Origin of the sequence: Zobellia russellii, assembly GCF_044597075.1 — a bacterium.
GTDB lineage: Bacteria > Bacteroidota > Bacteroidia > Flavobacteriales > Flavobacteriaceae > Zobellia > Zobellia russellii.
This window is the reverse complement of sequence record NZ_CP139000.1, coordinates 835,038-854,255: the sequence shown is the minus strand read 5'-3', so window position 1 is coordinate 854,255 and position 19,218 is coordinate 835,038. Positions and strand designations below refer to the sequence as shown.

Below are 19,218 nucleotides of genomic sequence, written 5' to 3'. Positions count from 1 at the left end.
AATTTTCATATAGTTTAGTTCATTAAATCTACTTCAAGCGTACCAATACAAAAAAACACCAAAAAAAGCGGTTTTCTATATATTCCATTAATGCATATTTCTTTAAGTTTACCTAAAAGAAACACCTTCTTTAATAGGTTTAAACCTGAAAATATAAAACGGTCTAGTTGCTACACTTTTTCCATCATTAAAGGGAGCTCCTCTATTTACCTGTGCAGCAGAAACATACATATACCCATCTACGTGATTAAAACTTACACCATCTGGCCATACCATATTTTCATCTTGCACCATGGTTTCTACATTTCTATCATTCGCTAACACCACAGCTACGCTTTTAGATTCAAGAGCAGTTAAATATAAGTTTCCTTCTTTATCAATGGACATTCCTCCATTGTTTGGTTTGTCTGAATAGGTTTCAATTTTACTATCTAAATCTACATCTGTAAACGTTTCATTTACCAAATCAACTGTTTTAATACGATAGATTTTTCGTCCGTTTAACGGTCCGTAGTAGATGTATTCAAAATTAGCATCAGCAGTAATTCCGTCATTACCAATCAACAAATCTTTTCCGTTTACGGCCAAATGCTTACCATCAATTATTGTCGGTGTGTTTTCTGGTATTGTAGACCTTGTACCTTCTAAAACCCGACGTGTCTTACCGGTTTTCATATCTACAATTATAAAAGCTGCCCTGCTTCCATCTCCACCATTACCAATGCCTTCATCAGCAATAATGAAATAACCATGTTTAGTATCGACTATCATATCATTAGGTTGTGCGATTTTTGGAACTGAAGATTTTGGCAAGTAATAAATACGCTCTAATTCGTCGGTTTCTGTATTCCAACCAACTATTTTAGGCGTTACATTATTACGTTGCGCCATATCTATCATCCAAATAACACCGTTTTCATCATTTCGAATTCCCAAGACATAACTTAAATAATTATCGTCAGTGTCTTTTGGTGTGTTCCATTCCAAGTTGGGAAAAGGCGTAGTAGTATTCGTCTTTTTATTAAACTTTACCACTCTAATTTCTGGTCCAAAAAATGGGTGATGACTGTATACCAATTCCCCATCATTAGTAAAAGCAATATTACCTACCGCCTGGTCTACAGTGGCGTAAGTTTCTACTTCAGAGATGGTTTTTTGTGCTTGCACTGCCATAACTGAAGTAACTAAACTTAATATGATACTTATCTTTTTCATCATTATTTAACTTCAAAATCACCGTTACTTCTTATGTACAGCACTGTTTCCTTTTCTGTCGAAATTAAAGAAGTCGCATTCTCTTCCGCACCAAAATAAGAAGGCGCATCTAATTGATTTTTAACTCCTTTTTTGAATTGATGAGATATTCCTCCAGAAATGACTACAGCTCTAAAGTTTTGGCTCAAATTTTTTATGCTTCCGTTGAAGCCTGCAGGCAATTTTAATAGCGTGGCACGTAATTGATTTTCTTTGTGACTTCCCCATAAAAATGCGGTTTCTACATTGCTCTTTTCAGAAACCCATTGGATGTCGTTAGCGTTTAACCAAACCAAGTTTGTTTTATCAACATTTACAGGTCTTTCGCCATTATCAAAAGCTTCTGCTATTGGTTTTACTAAATACGGTCCTTCTTGAATATCTAAAAACGCCATATTTTCTTCACCGTCAGCAGCAGTAATATGCGCTTCTCCTGCTGGTTGTTGCCAATAAGAACCTGCTGGCAGCCATTGTTTCTCGGCATTTTCATCATCGTTGTGCAATAGCCCCTTAATGACTACTCCCCTATACGTTATGTTATGAATATGAGGCGGCGATGAAAATCCTTTTTTGAATTTCACCAAAAATCCCGCTGGTTCGTTTTTAGTTCTGTCTCCCCAAAGTTTTCCTGCAGCCGGACTCTTATCTCCTCGTAATGGATTTAACCAACCCCATTCTACATTATCTGCGGTAACTACTTCGTTTACAGACTTAATATTGTCTGTTGTTGGTGTTTGTGCAGTTATCTTGTTACTTGCAAATACAGCCGTTACAGCTAAAATTGATAATATATTTTTCATTTTACTTAATTTATTTGACTCATAGAGTCTAAAATCCTTCTAAAACAATTTTACCTTTTGCTTTTCCTGTCTCTAAGAAAGCATGAGCTTTTCTAAGATTTTCAGCATTTATTGCTCCAAAGTTTTCTCCCAAAGTGGTTCTTACTGTTCCGTTGTCTATAAGCTCGGAAACTTCGTTTAAAATGTTATGTTGCTCAATCATATCATCGGTCTGGAACATAGAGCGCGTAAACATCAATTCTATATGAGTAGATACCGCTTTACCTTTAAAAGGCATCACGTTTAACGATTTTGGGTCATCTATGAATCCGAATTTCCCTTGTGGTTTAATCAGTTTAGCAATTTCATCTACGTGATGTTCCGTAGCATTTAAACTCACCACATACTCTGGTGCTGGCAAGTTGTATTTTTCAAATTCCTCGCTAAGCTTATTTCTGTGATTAATTACCGTATCTGCACCCAATTCTTTTAACCAAGAAGTAGTTTCTTCTCTAGAAGCGGTACCAATAATATTCAATTTTGTAAGCTTTTTAGCCATTTGCACCAAAATAGAACCCACGCCACCAGCAGCACCAATTACCAAAATAGATTTGTTGGCATCATCTTTAGAAACCTCTAGTCTATGAAATAGCATTTCGTAAGCCGTTAGCGTAGTTAATGGTAAGGCAGCGGCTTCTGCAAATGATAAACTTGCAGGTTTTTTACCCACAATACGTTCATCAACCAACTGATATTCGGCATTACTACCTTGTCGGTTTAAATCACCGGCATACCAAACTTCATCACCTACTTTAAAAAGAGATACATCTTCTCCTACTTCCTTAACAATACCTGTGGCATCCCATCCAATAACACTCCATTCTCCGTCTGGAGCTGGTCTGTTGGCTCTAATTTTATAATCTACAGGGTTTACCGAAATGGCTTTTACTTCAACTAAAATATCTTTTCCTGTTGCTTTAGGCCTTTCTACTTCTATGTCTTGAAGCGAATTAACATCTGTTGCGGAAAGATTTTCTTTGTATCCTATTGCTTTCATAAATGTGATTTTTAAGTGAACTTGTGCTTATTTCCAAGTTACAATATCTTCAAAATTTCTTCTAGACTTAGGAAACTCCGGGTCTGCTTTTCTATATCCAAAGGCGGCCATAAAAGCTAGTCCGTATTTATCGGTATCAATTCCAAATTTCTCTTGTAATAAAGCCTCTGCTTTTTCTTGATGAAATCCTTCAATTGGGCAAGAATCTATGCCTGTTAATGCCGCTGATGTCATCATATTACCCAATGCGATATAGGTTTGCTTAGAAGACCAATCGAATAACTTTTTATCCGTATCCAGGTTAAAATCGCGCTCCTGAAATTCCCTATAAAATTTAGAGTACATTTCTATAACTTCGGCAGGCATTTGTTTTACCTCTTTCATCATGTGTTCTATGTAAGGCGCATTGTGTTTTACCATTGGTGCTTTCATAGCCAAACCTAAAACAAAGTGACTGGCAGTATCTAATTTTAAAGGTGCGCCCCAAGCAACCGGTTTTAAAAGCTCTCTTAACTCTTTGTCTTGTACGACCACAAAATGCCAAGGCTCAAAACCAAATGAACTAGGCGATAAATGTGCCGTTTCTAAGATGAATTTCATGTCGGCATCAGAAATGGTCTTTGTAGCATCAAATTCCTTGGTAGCGTGTCTGTAATTAAAAGCGTTTAGTATGTCTTCTTTGGCAATATTAGGTGTGCTCATTATATATATTTTATGTCTGTTGTTGTTTTGTTGGTGCAAATTTAAGCGCTTACCTCGTTCATTTTAGAGTATAATAAAAGGGGATGTTGGTAAGAATCGAGGTTTTGGAGCTCAAAAGCCTTAAAATTTCCTTAATTCCATTGTCTAAATTCAAGATTAGCTGAAGAAAATAGTAGATTACTCCTTCAATTATTTAGGTCACGATCATCTCTTTAATCATGGACTTTTCCTAGCCTAAATACATTTTGAACGCTCAATTTACAAGCACTCTTTGTACATGAAAATGAAGCTTAAGTTAGCTAGAGTGATGCCATAGTCCGTTTTTCACTAGATTAAACCTGAACAATAGTGTATTTTTAAAGGTTATTTAAGTTAAAGTAAATGACCGTGTGGGCACAATTTTGTATTTTTGGAGTAGAACGCTTACGCTATGCAGATACTAGAAGCAAAAAAACCTTTTGAAATACAAGAAATTGAATTAACAGACTGGAAACAACGTCCTGTTAAGAATAATTTTTTTGAACTAGTTCTCATTAGAGATGGTGAAGGTACGCAGTGCATTAACTATAACCATCACAGCTACAGCAAGGGAAGTATCTTTTTACTTCCACCATTACGATGCCATTCTTTTACCATTGAAAAACCTACAAAATTCGTGTTTCTAAAGTTTACGGACTCTTTTTTTAAAAGCGGAAAACGAAACTCGGAAGAAAGAAATGAATGGTTTAAAGAGGCTTCCTACATCCTTAGTAATTACAATCAATTACCCGGTGATATTATTAAAAGTGAGATGGACAGGCAGCACCTGTCTATTTTAACTACCATGATTTTACAGGAGTCCATGACCTACAGAAACGAATCCATTGCCTTGGTTAAGAGTCTAATGGTATGTATTATGGAAATCCTCGTTAGAAACATTAAGGAGGGCAATTTTTATGAAATACCAAAGAACAATACTGATGATCGCATAAATAAAATGCTCACTTATATCAATGAACATATAGATCAACCGGAATTACTGAAAGTTGGGAATTTGGCAGAGGTTTTCATGATGTCCCCTACCTATGTAAGTGAATTTTTCAAGAAACAAGTAAATATGTCGCTTCGGGAATACATCATTAAAGGAAAATTGAAACTCGTAGAAATACGTTTGTTGAATTCCGATTACACACTTACCCAGATAGCAGATGACCTAGGTTTTACAGATGTAAGCCATTTATCCAAAACCTTCAAACGTTACTCAGGTACTTCTTTACGCCAGTTTAAAAATAATGGAGAATATATGTTGCTAAAACGAACCGATTGCTCCGCTACCACTACAGTTTAAACTTGTGGTTTTAGTAATACATTTCTAAGTTCTTTCTAGGCACTCCTCGTTTCCATGCAATACTAGAACCCATGCTCGGATATTGGTTGGAGTCTACTTCCTCTCCAGCTAATATTGCATCCAAGGCAGCGGAAAGGTCTGCTCCGGTAGCTGGTTGAATGTTGGGTCGGGTCATATCAAAGCGGCCGGTATAAACACAGGCCAAATCACTATCAAAAACAAATAAATCAAGATTGCATTCCGCTCCATAACTTATTGCTGCATCTTGGTATTCGTCATAGAGGTAAGGAAACGGGTATTTATGATAGTTGGCCATTTGTGCCATAAATACAGGGGCATCTTGGGGAAATTGCTTTATATCATTACTGCTTATTGCAATAAATTGTACCCCTTGGGCTTGATATTTATTGGCAACCTCTACAAGTTTTGGGTTTATGTGATGTACATAGCTGCAGTGGTTACAGATAAAAAAAATAACTGTAGCTACATCAGATTTTAGTTTGTCCAAAGTTAATACCTTACCTGATACGGTATCACGCAACTTAAAGTCTGGGGCTCTTTTCCCCAATTCCATCATGCTTGAAAGTACAAATGCCATGGTTTCATTTTTAGCGGGGTTAATATCCATTAATTTTACTCACTGATAAATTCTGAATTACAGTTCTAATCGGGTCGGTTCAAATACTATATGTAACCTCAATTCCGATAAAGAACTTTTAAACGAATTTTTGATGAGAAGAGAGGACACTAAACTACACCCCTCGTTCCACCCTATTAAGGTAGAAATTTTTATGAGGAAAAATTGTACTTTTAAAGGTTTTATGCAATATTTTTCGGTATGCTATGCTATGTTACCTATAAAAATGAGAGGTATTTGTGTATTTAATGCCTATTCGTTAATTAATCTAGGTATTATTTCCTTTTTTTATACAAAATTGTAGTAAAACTGATAAGATATAAATGCAACAAAAAGTTTTAATTCCTAATCCCGCAGTTTAAATTCAAATAATTGTTATAAAAATTACAATTTGTCAATATTTTAACAATAACGATTCTAGTATCAGGCGAATGAACGGTAGCATAGAGAAGTGTTTTTCTAAAAAATATACTAGCAATGCAAGGAAAATGCACCGTAAAGGGCGATTTTTAACGCCACAATTTTTAAGAAGTTTTAGAGGTATCATGTAAAAGTGTGAACAGTTTGGGATGTTCTACTTCAAGTTTCGGATTCCAAATCATAGTTAATTGCGCTTTTTGAGGAGTATCATCCAATTCATAAAAATCAATAGGCAAGTTTAATCCGCGAAGCGAGGAAATTGGCTCCAACGAAACTCCCATACCAGCCTCTATCAACCGTATACTAGTACTGACAGAATCTGTTTCATGTACCACGTTAGGTATAAAGCCGGCATTGGTGCAAATAGATTCAATAATGTTCACGTAGTTAGGTCCATTTGTTTTTGATGGGAATATAAAAGGTTCTTTGGCAAACATAGAAAACCCTTTCTTTTGTAACCGGTCTATATCAAAACCTTTGGGCACCAATACCGCATAATTATCTATATGCAAAACTTTACTCTTTAAACCTGTTGGGACAAGAGGGTTGGTGGCAAAACCAATATCCAATTCACCAGATTGCAAACGTATATATTGGTCATGGTTGTTAAGCTCTTTTAATATAGTCTTCATGCCCGGTAGATTTTCCCTAATGCTAATGAGAATTTCCGGTAGAATGGACTGCATTACGGAATGGGTAAAACCTATCTTTAGTTCTCCCACCTCTCCATTGTGAATTTGATGGGTTCGTTTTAAAATGAATTCATACTGAAGTAACAACTTCTCCATTTCAGGAATAAAATAGTTTCCCGCATTCGTCAACTCTACGTTCCGTTTATTTCGTTTGAACAATGGCGCCTGAATAGCCTCTTCCAGTTGTTTTATTTTCCGGCTCAAGGCGGGCTGAACAATATGTAACGCTTCTGCCGTCTTGGTAAAGTTTAATTTCTTGGAGAGCAGTACGGCGCTACGTATATGTTGTAAATCCATTTCAGTAATACATATTTGTTATTAATTGATCAAAATTAAGTATTTATATTTATAAGTAAAGATATCTAGCTTTGTGTGGAATAAAGGATGATGTTGAACCATAAAGCTATTCATTATGACCAATGATCAAAGTCTTACAAATGTTTATGACGCGGAGAAATTTAGAGCGGTAGGAAAAGAAGTGATCGATGTCCTTGCCAACCACTTGGGAAATCTGCAAAGCCAGGAAACCAAAACGGTCTATCCAAACAATGCTCCAGAAGACGAGCTACAGTTCTGGGAGAACGATCTTCAACAACCTTCCGACCCCATAACCACTTTAACCACCTTGCTCCAAAGGTCTCAACAAACACAGCACCCTAAATATATGGGGCACCAGACCGCTGTACCCGCACCTATAACCGCTTTAACAGGACTGGTAACGGATTTAATCAATAATAGTACGGGAGTGTATGAAATGGGACCAGTTTCAAATGCTATGGAACGGGTAGTAACAGATTTTACAGCCAAGAAAATAGGTTATGGAGATTTAGCTTCGGGCCTTATGACTTCCGGTGGAAGTTTGGGAAACCTTACCGCCTTACTAGCTGCTAGAAAAGATAAAGCACCACAGAACGTTTGGGAAGAAGGCCATAATGAAAAATTGGCGGTAATGGTTTCCGAAGAAGCGCATTATTGCATTGATCGGTCGGCACGAATTCTAGGTTTGGGCGATAGCGGAATCATAAAAGTTCCTGTAGATGAGAACTTTAAAATTCGGACAGACCTTCTCCCTCAATACTTGAAAGAAGCAAAGAAAAAAGGACTTCATGTTTTCTGTATAATAGGATGCGCCGGATCTACGGCAACCGGGTCCTATGACGATTTGGAAGCTCTTGCAACTTTCAGTAAAGCTAACAATATCTGGTTACACATAGATGGCGCCCACGGTGGAGCGGTCGTATTTTCTAAAAAATATAAGGGACTGACCAAGGGAATAGAAAAAGCGGACTCCGTTGTCATTGATTTTCACAAAATGTTGATGACACCGGTTCTGAGCACCGCCCTATTGTTCAGACAAGGAAACAAAATTTACAGGACTTTTGCCCAAAGAGCACAATACTTATGGGATTCTCCCGAAACCGAAGAATGGTATAATTCCGCTAAACGTACTTTTGAGTGCAGCAAACCTTTTCTTTCGGCAAAAGTATATGTACTCCTGAAAACGTACGGTAACGATATCTTTGAAAAAAATGTAGATCAGCTCTATGATTCGGCACAGGTTTTATCGGAACTTATTAAGGTAAAACCCAATTTTGAACTGGTACACGAACCGGAATCCAATATTGTAAATTTCAGGTACATTACAAGTAACAAATTAAACAACACGGAACTGAACGGATTAAATGGTGAAATACGGAAGCAATTGATCGCTTCGGGAAAATTCTATATTGTACAGACTACAATTAATGGCGAACGCACTTTGCGATGTTCCGTTATGAACCCGTTAACTTCTAAAAGAGATTTTATTGAATTGTTGGATGAAATTGAAAAATTAGCCTTTTCAATACCTGTAGCCACTCCCGCTATGGCTTAGCGAACAATTAGTTATAGTGGTAGGTATATCTTAAAAATGGCAAAATGGTCCGGTTTGCCTATCGCTATAATTTTTCCATTGTGGTTTTCTACAATACGCCTTACAATAGAGAGTCCTATTCCTGTAGATTTATCGTTCTCCTTGCTTTTTAGACGTTGAAATATGTCGAATATTTTCTCACTGTATTGCTGGTCAAAACCCATACCATTATCCTTAACTGTGATTTCGCAATACATTTTAGCTTCCTCTAGACCTTGAACACCAAAAGACTGGCCCAAACCTTGCTTACTATCCACCTCGATCAGCAGCGGTCTTTTATCACTTCTAAAGCTCAAACTGTTGGCAAAGAGATTATAAAAGAGTTGCTCCATTTGAATGGGAACAATATTTAACGTGCACAAATCATTGGTATTAATAATAGCGTTGGATTCTTCCAACTGTGTACTTAACCTGGCTTTTGCCCGATTTACAAGAACATTTAAATCTAGTTCCTTAAAACTTTTAGGCTTAAACTCCGTCTCAGAATACGTTAAAAGGTCATTAAGAATGTTGCGCATTCTTGTGGCCGCCTTTTTAATCGACTTAAAATATTTTTTCCCTTTCTCCGAAAGATTCTTTTCTTCTTTCTTTTCTAACGTACTAGTTAGAATCTGGATTTTACGTAACGGCTCTTGCAAATCGTGACTAGAAATAAAATCATAGGTTGCAAGTTCAACGTCCTTTTTCTTTATTGCAGTATCTTGCCTACGCATGGTCTCTAGGGCATCTAAATGAAAAGCGATCAATTCCGTAAACATAGAGAACATAGCTATAATTTCCGGGTTGTTCACCTTGTTCGGTTTAGTATCCAGTGCACAAAGTGTCCCAAAAAACTCGCCGTTCTTTCTAACAATAGGTACGGAAATATAGCTTTGAAAACCATACTGAGCAGGTATAGGATGGTTATGATATACTTTATCCTGTTCTACATGGTCTATAACTACCAGTTTATCGCTCTCACGCACCTGCTTACAAAAAGTAGTTTCTATTTCAAGTTCATCACCTACGGAAAGCCCAAAGGGTATAGCATCTAAAACCCCACAAGTTACCCATGTTTCATCGGTTACTCTGGCAATGGCCGCAAAGCCCATACCTGTAGCCCTGCAAACCACATCTAAAATAGTGGGCACTATGCTAATGGATTGGATATCTTCAATATCTTTCTGTAATGCACCTACTATTTCCATACGTATCTCTAGTCAAAACTTAACATTATGCTTCTCTAACTTGGGTTTCACAAAGGATTACGACAAGCGTAGAAACAAGGAATTCCAAACCGATTTATACCAATAATACGATTTTACTTTAATTTTTTTCTCTGGAAACCCATTTTTTTTCATTGAAATTAATCTGTAAAGCACCTAAATTCCCTATATCACATAGAAATTGGATAGTTTTGCAGCTGAAAAAAATCCCTTGCCGCATGAAACAATTTTTACCTATATGCATAGCCCTTCTTTTCTTTTATAGTTCTAGTGCCCAATTGGTAAATATTGAATCTAAACGAATGCAGAAAGATTCCGTTCGTTTTGCCTTAAAGAGCGATTTGCTTTTTAACTATACGGACAATAATGGGGCTTACATTCTTCAGGTAGGTTCCAATCTAACCACACAGGTAAAATCCAAAGACCTTAAGAAAATTTTCTTTTTCATAGGCAACTATAATCTTATTAGAAGTAAGGACGAAGATTTTCAAAACTCTTACTTTTTTCATGTTAGGTACAATCAAAAAATAACGGACCTATTTAGGTTGGAAGCTTTTATTCAAAACCAGAACAATACTTTGCTCACCATACGCAACAGGAGCTTGGTGGGCGCTGGTGTACGCTTAAAATTAGTTTCGGAAGATAATGCCAAAGTCTATTTTGGTAATGCCTACATGTATGAAATTGAAATTGAAAAAGATACCGAGGTACAGTTCAACAATCACCGGAACAGTAGTTACCTTTCCGCCACTTACGCCTTTCCCAAAACGGGACTTGACTTTACGGGAACCTTGTACTTTCAGCCCTTATACCGTTATATAGCCAACCATCGCGTATTAAGTCAGCTTAAAGCAGAAATGCCCTTATCGAGACACTTAAGCATTTCTGCCTTATATAATTATTCGTATAGCAGCTTTTCGACCTCTACCGAAAGTGACCGTTCATCTAACTTAAAGTTGGGATTGACGTTTTCCCTCTAAAAGAATAGACCTAACCTACCACGGCCTTGCTCATAGCTTCTCCAATTTTAAGCAAACTATTGCGCTCGTCTTCCGTAAAATCATAGGGCACCGGTTTGGCTATGCCCAAGGTGCCGTATAATTTTCCGTCAAGTAACATGGGCGCGGCAATGGAACCCTCTACTTTGGTTTCTTTGGCAGCAGGACGGGCAACACCGGAATCATCTGTCTGTAAATTACACATTTCTACGGCTTCTTTACGCTCTGCCGCAATACCTGCCATTCCTTTGCCTATGGGGATTATAGATAGTTTAGGTATTAAAAATGGAGGAATGCCTTTCTGAGCTTGTAATTGTAATAGTTCTGTTTTTTGATTTAAGAAATGGAGGGTTCCCGTGCTACAGTCAAAAACGCTAATTACATTTTCCAATACTTGCTGCCAATCTATGGTAGGCTGCTTTAGGTCTGTTAAAATACGGTCTACGGTCAATTCTTGCTTATCACTCATATTCTTGATGTTTACTAAATAGATGGTTTGTCTCCTTAAAGTTTCTTAGGCCAGACCGGCCTGCATACAAATCTACTAAAGTAATCCCTAGATAGTCCCACCCTATTGACATTGAAAAACTAAACCTTTGTTAAAAAAGAATGAACGTTCATTTTTATTCTTAACTTTGTACTAGAATTAGAAACAATGGCAGAATTAACAAAGAGTCAAATTAAGAGAAACGCACTGGTCAAAGCTACAATTGAATTGGTGAACAACAGTGGTTTTCACGCTGCACCAATGTCTAAAATAGCTAAAATGGCCAATGTATCGCCTGCTACCATATACCTCTACTTTGAAAACAAACAGGATTTGGTAAACAAGGTGTACATAGAGGTAAAGGCAGCTTTTACAACATATGCGTTTGCTACATATGACCCCAACATGGAAGTTGAGGAAGGCTTTGAGGTTATATGGAAACGTATTGCCGATTTTAAACTAAAAGAATGCGAAGAAGCAATGTTCTTGGCACAGTGCGACAATACGCCTATGATAGACGAGCAAAGTCGAGAAGAAGGGATTAGGCACTTACAACCCTTATTGGATTTGTGGGAGCGCGGTAAGAAGGAAGGCAAGATTAAACCGTTATCGGATTACATCTTGTATGCCTACTCCATCAATCCTTTATCCTTCTTGATGATTACCCAAAAAAGAGGACGTTTTCAACTGAACGAAGACCACTTGGAAGAAGCCTATCAATCTGCCTGGAACAGTATAAAAATATAAACACAATCATTTTAAACACAACATACAAATGGAATTACTTGATAAATTAAATTGGAGATACGCTACAAAAGCAATGAACGGCGAAACCGTACCACAGGAAAAAGTGGACCGTATTTTAGAAGCGGCCCGCCTTGCCCCTACTTCTAGTGGATTGCAGCCTTTTGAAATTATAGTGGTGACCAATCAAGAGTTAAAGGAAAAAATAAAGCCAGTGGCTTGGAACCAATCCGTGATTACAGATTCATCTCACTTGTTGGTATTTGCCGCATGGGATAATTATACTGAGGAACGCATCAATAAGATGTTTGACCTTACCAATGAAATTCGTGGTTTTAAAAACGAAGGTTGGGAAAATTACAGACAACAACTATTGGGTATGTACCCACAACGTGACCCGGAAGTAAACTTCCAGCATGCCGCTAGACAAGCCTACATAGCATTTGCCGAAGCCCTTACCGCTGCCGCTTTTGAAGGAGTAGACTCCACGCCTATGGAAGGTTTTGACCCAGATGCCGTAGATGAAATTCTTGGTCTTAGGGCAAAAGGATTGCGTAGTTGTGTTTTACTACCGATTGGTTATAGAAAAACGGAAGAAGATTGGTTGGCCAACTTGGTCAAGGTAAGAAAGAGCACAGAGGACTTAGTTACCGTAATGGACTAATTACAAAAAGAGAATACTATGAAAACTATCTTATTAAAAAATAGACCTAAAGGGAAACCTTCGGTTTCGGATTTTGAATTTATAGAGGATAATTCTTCTTTGGAAATCAAAGACGGAGAGTTGCTTTTGGAAACAGCATACGTTTCAGTAGACCCTTATTTAAGGGGAAGAATGAACGATGCCAAATCGTACGTGGCTCCTTTTGAATTGAACAAACCCGTGCATTCAGGTATTGTAGCAAAAGTTATAGCATCTAAGCACACAGAGTTTAAGGAGGGAGATTACCTTGCGGGCACCTTGGATTGGAAAACCCAACAGGTTTCCAATGGAGAAGGACTTACTAAAGTTGATGCGGACAAAGCACCGTTGAGTGCCTATTTGGGTATTCTGGGAATGACCGGTTTAACAGCATATTTAGGGCTCAACGAAATTGGGAAACCTAAAAAAGGGGAAACCTTAGTGGTTTCCGGTGCGGCCGGTGCCGTAGGTAGTGTGGTAGGCCAAATTGGTAAAATACTGGGGCTTCATGTTGTTGGTATTGCAGGTAGCGATGAGAAGGTAGAGATGCTAAAATCTAAATTCGGTTTTGATGAGGGCATCAATTACAATACTACTGAAGATATGACTGCGGCCATTGCCAAAGCAGCACCAAACGGAGTAGATGTTTATTTTGATAACGTGGGCGGTCCTATTTCGGATGCGGTGTTATTCAATATCAATCATTTTGCAAGGATGGTTATTTGTGGTGCCATATCGGTTTACAACAATACAGAACTACCTAAGAGTGTAAGCGTTCAACCCTTTTTAGTGAAGAACAGTGCACTTATGCAAGGGTTTATTGTTTTCAATTATCAGGAAAAATACCCTGAGGCGCTTCAACAACTATCAACTTGGTTGGTCGAAGGAAAATTGACCTATAGCGAAACTATAGTAGAAGGTTTTGAAAATATCCCTCAAGCCTTTATCGATTTGTTCGATGGAAAAAACAAGGGGAAAATGGTCGTTAAAATATAATGACCGAAGAAAAAAAAGAGAAGAAACTATGACAAATTTTGAATTTAAGAATCCTACCAAAATTATTTTTGGAAAAGATACGATTAAGAAAATAACGGAAGAAATTCCTTCTGATGCCAAAGTATTATTGCTTTACGGTGGTGGAAGTATCAAAAAGAACGGAATTTATGACCAAGTTAAAAAAGCATTATCCAATGCTGATTTGGTTGAATTTGGTGGTATACCTGCCAACCCGGAATATGCAGTTCTTATGGATGCCCTTAAGGTGATCAAAGAAGAGAATATTACCTATTTGCTAGCTGTTGGTGGTGGTTCGGTTATTGACGGAACCAAGTTTTTATCGGCCGCTGCGGTTTATGAAGGTGATGAGCCATGGGACTTTGTAAAGAAAAGAGAGCCTATTAAAAAAGGAATGCCTTTTGGAACGGTCTTGACGTTGCCGGCTACTGGTTCAGAGATGAATTCGGGAACGGTAATTTCCAGAAAAGAGACCCAGGAAAAATTAGCTTTTGGAGGTCCTGCCCTATTCCCACAGTTTTCGGTATTGGATCCCCAGGTAATTACTTCTATTCCAGAAAGACAGTTAGTAAACGGTATCACTGATGCTTTTACTCATGTTCTTGAGCAATATATGACGTATCCGGCGGGCGGACTTTTACAAGACCGTTTTGCAGAAAGTATTTTACAGACTCTTATTGAGATTGCTCCTAGAGTAATTAAAGACCCTAGTGATTATGAGGCGGCATCCAACTTTATGTGGAGCTGTACCATGGCATTAAACGGACTTATCCAACAAGGTGTTCCGGGTGACTGGGCCGTGCACATGATGGGCCACGAGCTTACCGCAATGTACGGAATTGATCATGCCAGAACTTTGGCGGTAGTTGCGCCAAGTCATTATAAATACAATTTTGAATCTAAAAAGGAGAAATTGGCTCAATATGGCGAACGTGTCTGGAATATTACCGAAGGTAGTATAGATGACAAAGCGTATGCCGCTATTGAAAAAACGGAAGCCTTCTTTAAGGAGTTGGGCATTGACACCAAACTATCCGATTATACTTCCGAGTATGAGGGTACAGGTGAAAAAATTGCGCAACGCTTTACCGATCGTGGCTGGAAAGGTCTTGGCGAGCGCCAGGCGTTAACCCCACAGGATGCCGAGAAAATCGTAAAAATGGCATATTAATAAATAAAACTTTAAAAACTTAAAAGATGAAAATACTATTCGTTTTAACCTCTCACGATAAATTGGGAGATACAGGTAAAAAAACTGGATTTTGGGTAGAAGAATTTGCAAATCCATACTATACATTATTGGACAAAGGTGCAGATATTACCTTGGCAACACCAAAAGGTGGCGCTGCTCCCATTGACCCGAGCAGTAATACTCCAGGCGCAAGTACTGCAGATACAGAGCGTTTTGAGAAAGACCCGGTAGCACAGGAAAAAATCAAGAACACAAAAGTATTGGCAGATATGAATGCCGATGATTTTGATGCGGTTTTCTATCCCGGTGGCCATGGTCCGTTATGGGATTTGGCAAATGACGCCAATTCTATCGCTTTGATAGAAAAATTCAATGTGCAGAAAAAACCTATCGCTTTTGTATGTCACGCTCCCGCCGCTCTAAAAAGCGTAAAAGGAAATGACGGTGAATTCTTGGTAAAAGGTAAAAAAGTTACCGGATTCACAAATACAGAAGAAGATGCTGTTCAGCTTACGGATGTTGTTCCGTTCTTGGTTGAGGATGCATTAAAAGAAAATGGAGGTATCTACTCTAAAGGTGAAGATTGGGCAGCTTACGCATTGCAAGACGGCAACCTAATTACAGGTCAGAATCCTGCTTCATCTGAACTCGTAGCCGAAAAACTTTTAGCTAGTTTAAACTAATTGTAGTTCCCCCGATTTTCCAAAAAAGCTTACCGGTAAAACCGGTAAGCTTTTTTTAATTCTAAAAAATTAAACGGCTCTTGTTTACACCTCTAGTCTACCTCACTTTTCATTTTTGTCCTGAATATACCTTGGAGCACTTTCAACTCTTTCTTATACTTTAAATCGGTTCGGGATGCAAAATACAAGGTGTTTTCCGTTTTTACTCTTCCGTCCCAAATACGCTTGATTTCATTATTGGAAATTGCCTCATGGCATAAAAAATCAGGAACTAGGGCCAACCCATTTTCGTTACTCAAACACCTTATAATAGAGCCAATATTGGGCAGAATATAATTGGGTTTAAAACTAGGGCGCTTTTTAAAGTTTTCATACCAGAAACGCCTAAAGTGCTCCATTTCATTAGACGCACTATACCATGTATTCCGCTGAAGTTCTTCTTCCAGTTCCTTATAATTGTGGGACTTTATATGGGCTTCTACCGCAGAGGTATCTGTCTTGATTCCAGCAATTAAAATAATCCGCTCTTTTGAAAAAGCCGTGTATTCTACTAGAGATTTTTTATCACTTTGTTTTCTTGGTGTAATTACTAAATCCAATAATCCATTGTTTAAGTCCTTTATCAAATCCGTATGTGCTCCAAACTTGGCAACCAAATCAAACTCTAATTTGGGAATTTCGTGCTCAATACTGTGTTGGAACATTTCGGAACACATCCCCACATGTAACGATGGATTTTTTTCTTGGGTAGTTTTTTTAAAATGTTGTTCCGCTATCTCTAGCTTGTTAATAGATTCTATGATGTACTCGTACAAAAACTTGCCCTCTTCCGTTGGAATCATTTTTCTTGAGGTGCGTTCAAATAGCTTTTTACCCACATAGGCCTCTAAGGCGTTTAGGTGGACGCTTACCCCAGGCTGCGAGGCATATAACGCTACGGAAGCTTTAGTTAAAGTTCCGTTTTCATATATCTCCTTAAACGTTCGGTACCATTCTAAATTCACCATATCTATAAATTTATTGATACAAAGGTATGATTTGTATTATTTTTACAATAGATGTAATGGCCTTAATTTTGTCTTGGATTTAAAAAAAGACAGATGAAAAATATTTTTATTATAAATGGAAGCCATCCTTTTGCGCATTCCGGAGGAAAGTTCAACGAGTCCCTGTTTGAAACTACGGTTACCTATTTTAAGGCGTTAGATGATACCGCCGTACAGACTACACAAGTGGGTGATTCCTATGACCCATTGGAAGAAGTTGAAAAGTTTAAATGGGCAGATTTGATTATTTACCACACGCCTATTTGGTGGTTTCAATTGCCATTTGGTTTTAAGCAATATATTGATGTGGTATTTACGGAAGGACATCAAAACGGTATCTATACCAGTGATGGCCGAAGCAGTAAAAATCCGGATATCAATTACGGAACCGGAGGTTTAATGCATGGAAAAAAATACATTTTAACCACAAGTTGGAATGCCCCTAAAGCTGCTTTTACTTTGGAAAATGAATTTTTTGAGCAAAAAAGTGTTGACGATGGGGTTATGTTCGGTTTTCATAAAATGAATGCTTTTGCGGGTTTAGAACGCTTAGCTACACATCATTTTCACGATATGGAGAAAAATGCCAACGTACCCTTAGAACTGGAGAAATACAACACTTTTTTAAATGAAGTCACACAACTTCAAGGGGTATAAACTGTTGAATATCTCATAAATCTCAGGCTACTAATTGAAATTTATTACGCAGCAGTTGAGTTTTGAAGTCCCATAGGCATATATATATTCCAATCAAACAAAAGAGCTTACCGGAAAAACCGGTAAGCTCTTATAGTTTACTTATAAAGTTGGACTAAACAGCCGTTTTTTTACATTCTATGAAATACATAGGTTGGCTCTCCTCTACCTCTGTAATTTTAAAGAGTCCGTAATTTTCAAACTCCGTTTGTACAGATGCCTTATCATAATAAAATAATTGTACGCCTTGGTGAAATTCGTATCGGTCCTGACCAATTAATTTTCCCTTTCCAAAATTAGGGGCGTCCTTTGTAATGGCCGTAAACACCATAGTCCCATTTTCCGTCAATTGATTATAACAATCCTGAAGAAGCTTGGCGCGTTCCTTAACATCCAATAAATGGATGAGGGCGTAACAAAAAATTCCGTCGTACTTCACGTCGTCAAATGGCATATCTCCTACTGAACCGCAATGAAAACTCATAGTATTGCCGTAATTTTTTTTGGCTAGTTCTATAGCGGTTTTGGATATTTCAATGCCGGTAACCTGCATACCTTTCTCTACAAAAAGTTGTGCATTTCGGCCATAACCAACACCTGGAACAAGGATGTTTTTGGCGGATTGCCCAACGAAAAGTTCTCTGGCCAACAAAGCGGATTTTGCAGGCCTTAAGCCCCACATTTCTTGTTTGTTCACAAAATTATCTTCCCAAAATTCAGCCATTTTAACGGGTTGTATTTGTTTTAAAATTCCTCATGGGCCAGCTCCATATTCACTATTGCACCGGCCTTATTACCTTCTGCAACGGCCGATGCTACAGACCGTAAGCGAGTAGTATTGTCCCCACACGCAAACAATCCGGGAACTGTGGTTTTTTGCATGGCATCCACCTCTATATAACCTTGTTCGTTCAACTCACAACCTAATTGAGCCGGTATATCTGAATGTTGTGTAAAGGGTAGACTCGCATAAGTAGCGTCAAAACCTTCTTTACTTCCATCCTTAAAAATCACATTTCTAATATACCCATTTTCATGTTCGATCTCGGATATCTCTTTTTCAATAATGCGTATGTTATTCTTTTGGAGCTTCAACAGCTGTTCCTCATTAAAATCGGCTGGTCCATTGGTTAAAACCGTGAGGTCATCCGTAAGATTATGAACCAAAGAAGCCAAGTGCATTGCCCTATCTCCATTGGCCATCAAACCTGTTTTTTTATTCCTGATTTCATATCCGTGGCAATACGGACAATGAACAACCGAGATTCCCCAACAGCTAGAAAAGCCTTTTATATTGGGCATTTCATCATGAATTCCAGTAGCAAAAATTACTTTCTTTCCTGTATATATTTTTTCTGATTGTGTTATAATCTGAAAATTTTCACCCAATGTATTTCCCGTTACGGCAATATCATTAACAAAAGTAACCGTCTCATAGGCTAACACCTGAGACTTGGCCTTTTCAGTTATAGCACTTGGTTTTTCCCCGTCAAGGGTTATAAAATTATGGGAATGTGGCGTTTGCCTGTTACAGGGCTTACCGCCATCTAGAATAAGTACGTTTCTTAAGGAACGTCCCAAAGCCATTGCCGCCGAGAGTCCTGCGTAACTTCCACCTACTATTATTACATCAAAATTTGTATCTGTAGTCATAACATTATTTTTTAATGCGAATTTGTCGCATTAGCATA

General features: G+C 38.0%; 20 protein-coding genes. 9 read left to right on the top strand and 11 right to left on the bottom strand.

The window, feature by feature from the left end; all coding sequences use genetic code 11:
• Nucleotides 1–108: 108 nt before the first annotated feature.
• Genes SJY45_RS03560 through SJY45_RS03545 form a run of 4 tightly spaced genes read right to left on the bottom strand, consistent with a single transcriptional unit; the run spans nt 109 to nt 3,792 of the window.
• Nucleotides 109–1,218 carry an L-dopachrome tautomerase-related protein gene (locus tag SJY45_RS03560; protein WP_400073291.1) on the bottom strand — a complete coding sequence of 370 codons (1,110 nt, stop codon included), beginning with the start codon at nt 1,216–1,218 and terminating at the stop codon, nt 109–111.
• Nucleotides 1,218–2,054 carry a DUF4437 domain-containing protein gene (locus tag SJY45_RS03555; protein WP_400073290.1) on the bottom strand — a complete coding sequence of 279 codons (837 nt, stop codon included), beginning with the start codon at nt 2,052–2,054 and terminating at the stop codon, nt 1,218–1,220. Before SJY45_RS03555 ends, SJY45_RS03560 begins: the two co-directional genes overlap by 1 nt.
• Before the next feature lie 28 nt (nt 2,055–2,082).
• Nucleotides 2,083–3,090, bottom strand: coding sequence for a zinc-binding alcohol dehydrogenase family protein (locus SJY45_RS03550; protein WP_400073289.1), 1,008 nt, complete (start codon nt 3,088–3,090; stop codon nt 2,083–2,085).
• A 27-nt stretch (nt 3,091–3,117) separates the two neighbouring features.
• Nucleotides 3,118–3,792 (bottom strand): NAD(P)H-dependent oxidoreductase, encoded by a 675-nt coding sequence (locus tag SJY45_RS03545; protein WP_099192878.1) that lies wholly within the window; start codon nt 3,790–3,792, stop codon nt 3,118–3,120.
• A gap of 430 nt (nt 3,793–4,222) precedes the next feature.
• Between SJY45_RS03545 and SJY45_RS03540 the strand changes: the two genes are divergently transcribed.
• A complete protein-coding gene (locus tag SJY45_RS03540; RefSeq protein WP_400073288.1) occupies nt 4,223–5,119 on the top strand; it encodes an AraC family transcriptional regulator in 897 nt (298 codons plus the stop codon).
• A gap of 10 nt (nt 5,120–5,129) precedes the next feature.
• Here the strand turns inward: SJY45_RS03540 and SJY45_RS03535 are convergent, their stop codons facing one another.
• Together SJY45_RS03535 and SJY45_RS03530 are read right to left on the bottom strand one after the other, a co-directional pair.
• Nucleotides 5,130–5,717 (bottom strand): thioredoxin family protein, encoded by a 588-nt coding sequence (locus tag SJY45_RS03535; RefSeq protein ID WP_215440342.1) that lies wholly within the window; start codon nt 5,715–5,717, stop codon nt 5,130–5,132.
• 563 nt (nt 5,718–6,280) lie between these two features.
• Complete coding sequence (locus tag SJY45_RS03530; RefSeq protein ID WP_400073287.1) at nt 6,281–7,165, bottom strand: LysR family transcriptional regulator; 885 nt, start codon at nt 7,163–7,165, stop codon at nt 6,281–6,283.
• Nucleotides 7,166–7,280: 115 nt separating this feature from the next.
• Here SJY45_RS03530 and SJY45_RS03525 point away from each other — a divergent pair, with 115 nt between their 5' ends.
• Nucleotides 7,281–8,741 carry a pyridoxal phosphate-dependent decarboxylase family protein gene (locus SJY45_RS03525; RefSeq protein ID WP_400073286.1) on the top strand — a complete coding sequence of 487 codons (1,461 nt, stop codon included), beginning with the start codon at nt 7,281–7,283 and terminating at the stop codon, nt 8,739–8,741.
• A gap of 11 nt (nt 8,742–8,752) precedes the next feature.
• On the opposite strand, the gene SJY45_RS03520 is transcribed toward SJY45_RS03525, so the two are convergent.
• Nucleotides 8,753–9,967, bottom strand: a complete 1,215-nt coding sequence (locus SJY45_RS03520) for an ATP-binding protein (RefSeq protein ID WP_400073285.1) — start codon at nt 9,965–9,967, stop codon at nt 8,753–8,755.
• 236 nt (nt 9,968–10,203) lie between these two features.
• Between SJY45_RS03520 and SJY45_RS03515 the strand changes: the two genes are divergently transcribed.
• The gene (locus SJY45_RS03515; protein ID WP_400073284.1) at nt 10,204–10,965 is read left to right on the top strand and encodes a DUF481 domain-containing protein; all 762 of its coding nucleotides are present in this window, start codon (nt 10,204–10,206) and stop codon (nt 10,963–10,965) included.
• A gap of 10 nt (nt 10,966–10,975) precedes the next feature.
• On the opposite strand, the gene SJY45_RS03510 is transcribed toward SJY45_RS03515, so the two are convergent.
• Nucleotides 10,976–11,452 (bottom strand): GAF domain-containing protein, encoded by a 477-nt coding sequence (locus SJY45_RS03510; RefSeq protein ID WP_400073283.1) that lies wholly within the window; start codon nt 11,450–11,452, stop codon nt 10,976–10,978.
• Between the two features lie 186 nt (nt 11,453–11,638).
• Between SJY45_RS03510 and SJY45_RS03505 the strand changes: the two genes are divergently transcribed.
• Genes SJY45_RS03505 through SJY45_RS03485 form a run of 5 tightly spaced genes read left to right on the top strand, consistent with a single transcriptional unit; the run spans nt 11,639 to nt 15,785 of the window.
• Nucleotides 11,639–12,217, top strand: coding sequence for a TetR/AcrR family transcriptional regulator (locus SJY45_RS03505; protein WP_400073282.1), 579 nt, complete (start codon nt 11,639–11,641; stop codon nt 12,215–12,217).
• 28 nt (nt 12,218–12,245) lie between these two features.
• On the top strand, nt 12,246–12,878 hold the full coding sequence (locus tag SJY45_RS03500) for a nitroreductase family protein (RefSeq protein WP_289041965.1): 633 nt from the start codon (nt 12,246–12,248) through the stop codon (nt 12,876–12,878).
• An 18-nt stretch (nt 12,879–12,896) separates the two neighbouring features.
• Nucleotides 12,897–13,892, top strand: a complete 996-nt coding sequence (locus SJY45_RS03495) for an NADP-dependent oxidoreductase (protein WP_400073281.1) — start codon at nt 12,897–12,899, stop codon at nt 13,890–13,892.
• Nucleotides 13,893–13,920: 28 nt separating this feature from the next.
• Complete coding sequence (locus SJY45_RS03490) at nt 13,921–15,081, top strand: iron-containing alcohol dehydrogenase (protein WP_400073280.1); 1,161 nt, start codon at nt 13,921–13,923, stop codon at nt 15,079–15,081.
• A gap of 26 nt (nt 15,082–15,107) precedes the next feature.
• Complete coding sequence (locus tag SJY45_RS03485) at nt 15,108–15,785, top strand: type 1 glutamine amidotransferase domain-containing protein (RefSeq protein ID WP_400073279.1); 678 nt, start codon at nt 15,108–15,110, stop codon at nt 15,783–15,785.
• A 92-nt stretch (nt 15,786–15,877) separates the two neighbouring features.
• On the opposite strand, the gene SJY45_RS03480 is transcribed toward SJY45_RS03485, so the two are convergent.
• Nucleotides 15,878–16,792, bottom strand: coding sequence for a LysR family transcriptional regulator (locus SJY45_RS03480; protein WP_400073278.1), 915 nt, complete (start codon nt 16,790–16,792; stop codon nt 15,878–15,880).
• A 93-nt stretch (nt 16,793–16,885) separates the two neighbouring features.
• Between SJY45_RS03480 and SJY45_RS03475 the strand changes: the two genes are divergently transcribed.
• Nucleotides 16,886–17,488 carry an NAD(P)H-dependent oxidoreductase gene (locus SJY45_RS03475; protein WP_400073277.1) on the top strand — a complete coding sequence of 201 codons (603 nt, stop codon included), beginning with the start codon at nt 16,886–16,888 and terminating at the stop codon, nt 17,486–17,488.
• A 154-nt stretch (nt 17,489–17,642) separates the two neighbouring features.
• Here SJY45_RS03475 and SJY45_RS03470 read toward each other — a convergent pair whose 3' ends face one another.
• Both SJY45_RS03470 and SJY45_RS03465 read right to left on the bottom strand, forming a co-directional pair.
• The gene (locus SJY45_RS03470; protein ID WP_400073276.1) at nt 17,643–18,251 is read right to left on the bottom strand and encodes a class I SAM-dependent methyltransferase; all 609 of its coding nucleotides are present in this window, start codon (nt 18,249–18,251) and stop codon (nt 17,643–17,645) included.
• Between the two features lie 20 nt (nt 18,252–18,271).
• Nucleotides 18,272–19,180, bottom strand: coding sequence for an NAD(P)/FAD-dependent oxidoreductase (locus tag SJY45_RS03465; protein WP_400073275.1), 909 nt, complete (start codon nt 19,178–19,180; stop codon nt 18,272–18,274).
• Between the last annotated feature and the right edge of the window lie 38 nt (nt 19,181–19,218).

Excerpts from the sequence above, each read along its gene's own strand:
- SJY45_RS03465 (WP_400073275.1), bottom strand. The coding sequence starts at position 19,180 with ATGACTACAGATACAAATTTTGATGTAATAATAGTAGGTGGAAGTTAC.
- SJY45_RS03515 (WP_400073284.1), top strand. The coding sequence starts at position 10,204 with ATGAAACAATTTTTACCTATATGCATAGCCCTTCTTTTCTTTTATAGT.
- SJY45_RS03545 (WP_099192878.1), bottom strand. The coding sequence starts at position 3,792 with ATGAGCACACCTAATATTGCCAAAGAAGACATACTAAACGCTTTTAAT.
- SJY45_RS03510 (WP_400073283.1), bottom strand. The coding sequence starts at position 11,452 with ATGAGTGATAAGCAAGAATTGACCGTAGACCGTATTTTAACAGACCTA.
- SJY45_RS03520 (WP_400073285.1), bottom strand. The coding sequence starts at position 9,967 with ATGGAAATAGTAGGTGCATTACAGAAAGATATTGAAGATATCCAATCC.
- SJY45_RS03535 (WP_215440342.1), bottom strand. The coding sequence starts at position 5,717 with ATGGCATTTGTACTTTCAAGCATGATGGAATTGGGGAAAAGAGCCCCA.
- SJY45_RS03530 (WP_400073287.1), bottom strand. The coding sequence starts at position 7,165 with ATGGATTTACAACATATACGTAGCGCCGTACTGCTCTCCAAGAAATTA.
- SJY45_RS03485 (WP_400073279.1), top strand. The coding sequence starts at position 15,108 with ATGAAAATACTATTCGTTTTAACCTCTCACGATAAATTGGGAGATACA.
- SJY45_RS03470 (WP_400073276.1), bottom strand. The coding sequence starts at position 18,251 with ATGGCTGAATTTTGGGAAGATAATTTTGTGAACAAACAAGAAATGTGG.
- SJY45_RS03490 (WP_400073280.1), top strand. The coding sequence starts at position 13,921 with ATGACAAATTTTGAATTTAAGAATCCTACCAAAATTATTTTTGGAAAA.
- SJY45_RS03505 (WP_400073282.1), top strand. The coding sequence starts at position 11,639 with ATGGCAGAATTAACAAAGAGTCAAATTAAGAGAAACGCACTGGTCAAA.
- SJY45_RS03525 (WP_400073286.1), top strand. The coding sequence starts at position 7,281 with ATGACCAATGATCAAAGTCTTACAAATGTTTATGACGCGGAGAAATTT.
- SJY45_RS03500 (WP_289041965.1), top strand. The coding sequence starts at position 12,246 with ATGGAATTACTTGATAAATTAAATTGGAGATACGCTACAAAAGCAATG.
- SJY45_RS03480 (WP_400073278.1), bottom strand. The coding sequence starts at position 16,792 with ATGGTGAATTTAGAATGGTACCGAACGTTTAAGGAGATATATGAAAAC.
- SJY45_RS03560 (WP_400073291.1), bottom strand. The coding sequence starts at position 1,218 with ATGATGAAAAAGATAAGTATCATATTAAGTTTAGTTACTTCAGTTATG.
- SJY45_RS03555 (WP_400073290.1), bottom strand. The coding sequence starts at position 2,054 with ATGAAAAATATATTATCAATTTTAGCTGTAACGGCTGTATTTGCAAGT.
- SJY45_RS03475 (WP_400073277.1), top strand. The coding sequence starts at position 16,886 with ATGAAAAATATTTTTATTATAAATGGAAGCCATCCTTTTGCGCATTCC.
- SJY45_RS03540 (WP_400073288.1), top strand. The coding sequence starts at position 4,223 with ATGCAGATACTAGAAGCAAAAAAACCTTTTGAAATACAAGAAATTGAA.
- SJY45_RS03550 (WP_400073289.1), bottom strand. The coding sequence starts at position 3,090 with ATGAAAGCAATAGGATACAAAGAAAATCTTTCCGCAACAGATGTTAAT.
- SJY45_RS03495 (WP_400073281.1), top strand. The coding sequence starts at position 12,897 with ATGAAAACTATCTTATTAAAAAATAGACCTAAAGGGAAACCTTCGGTT.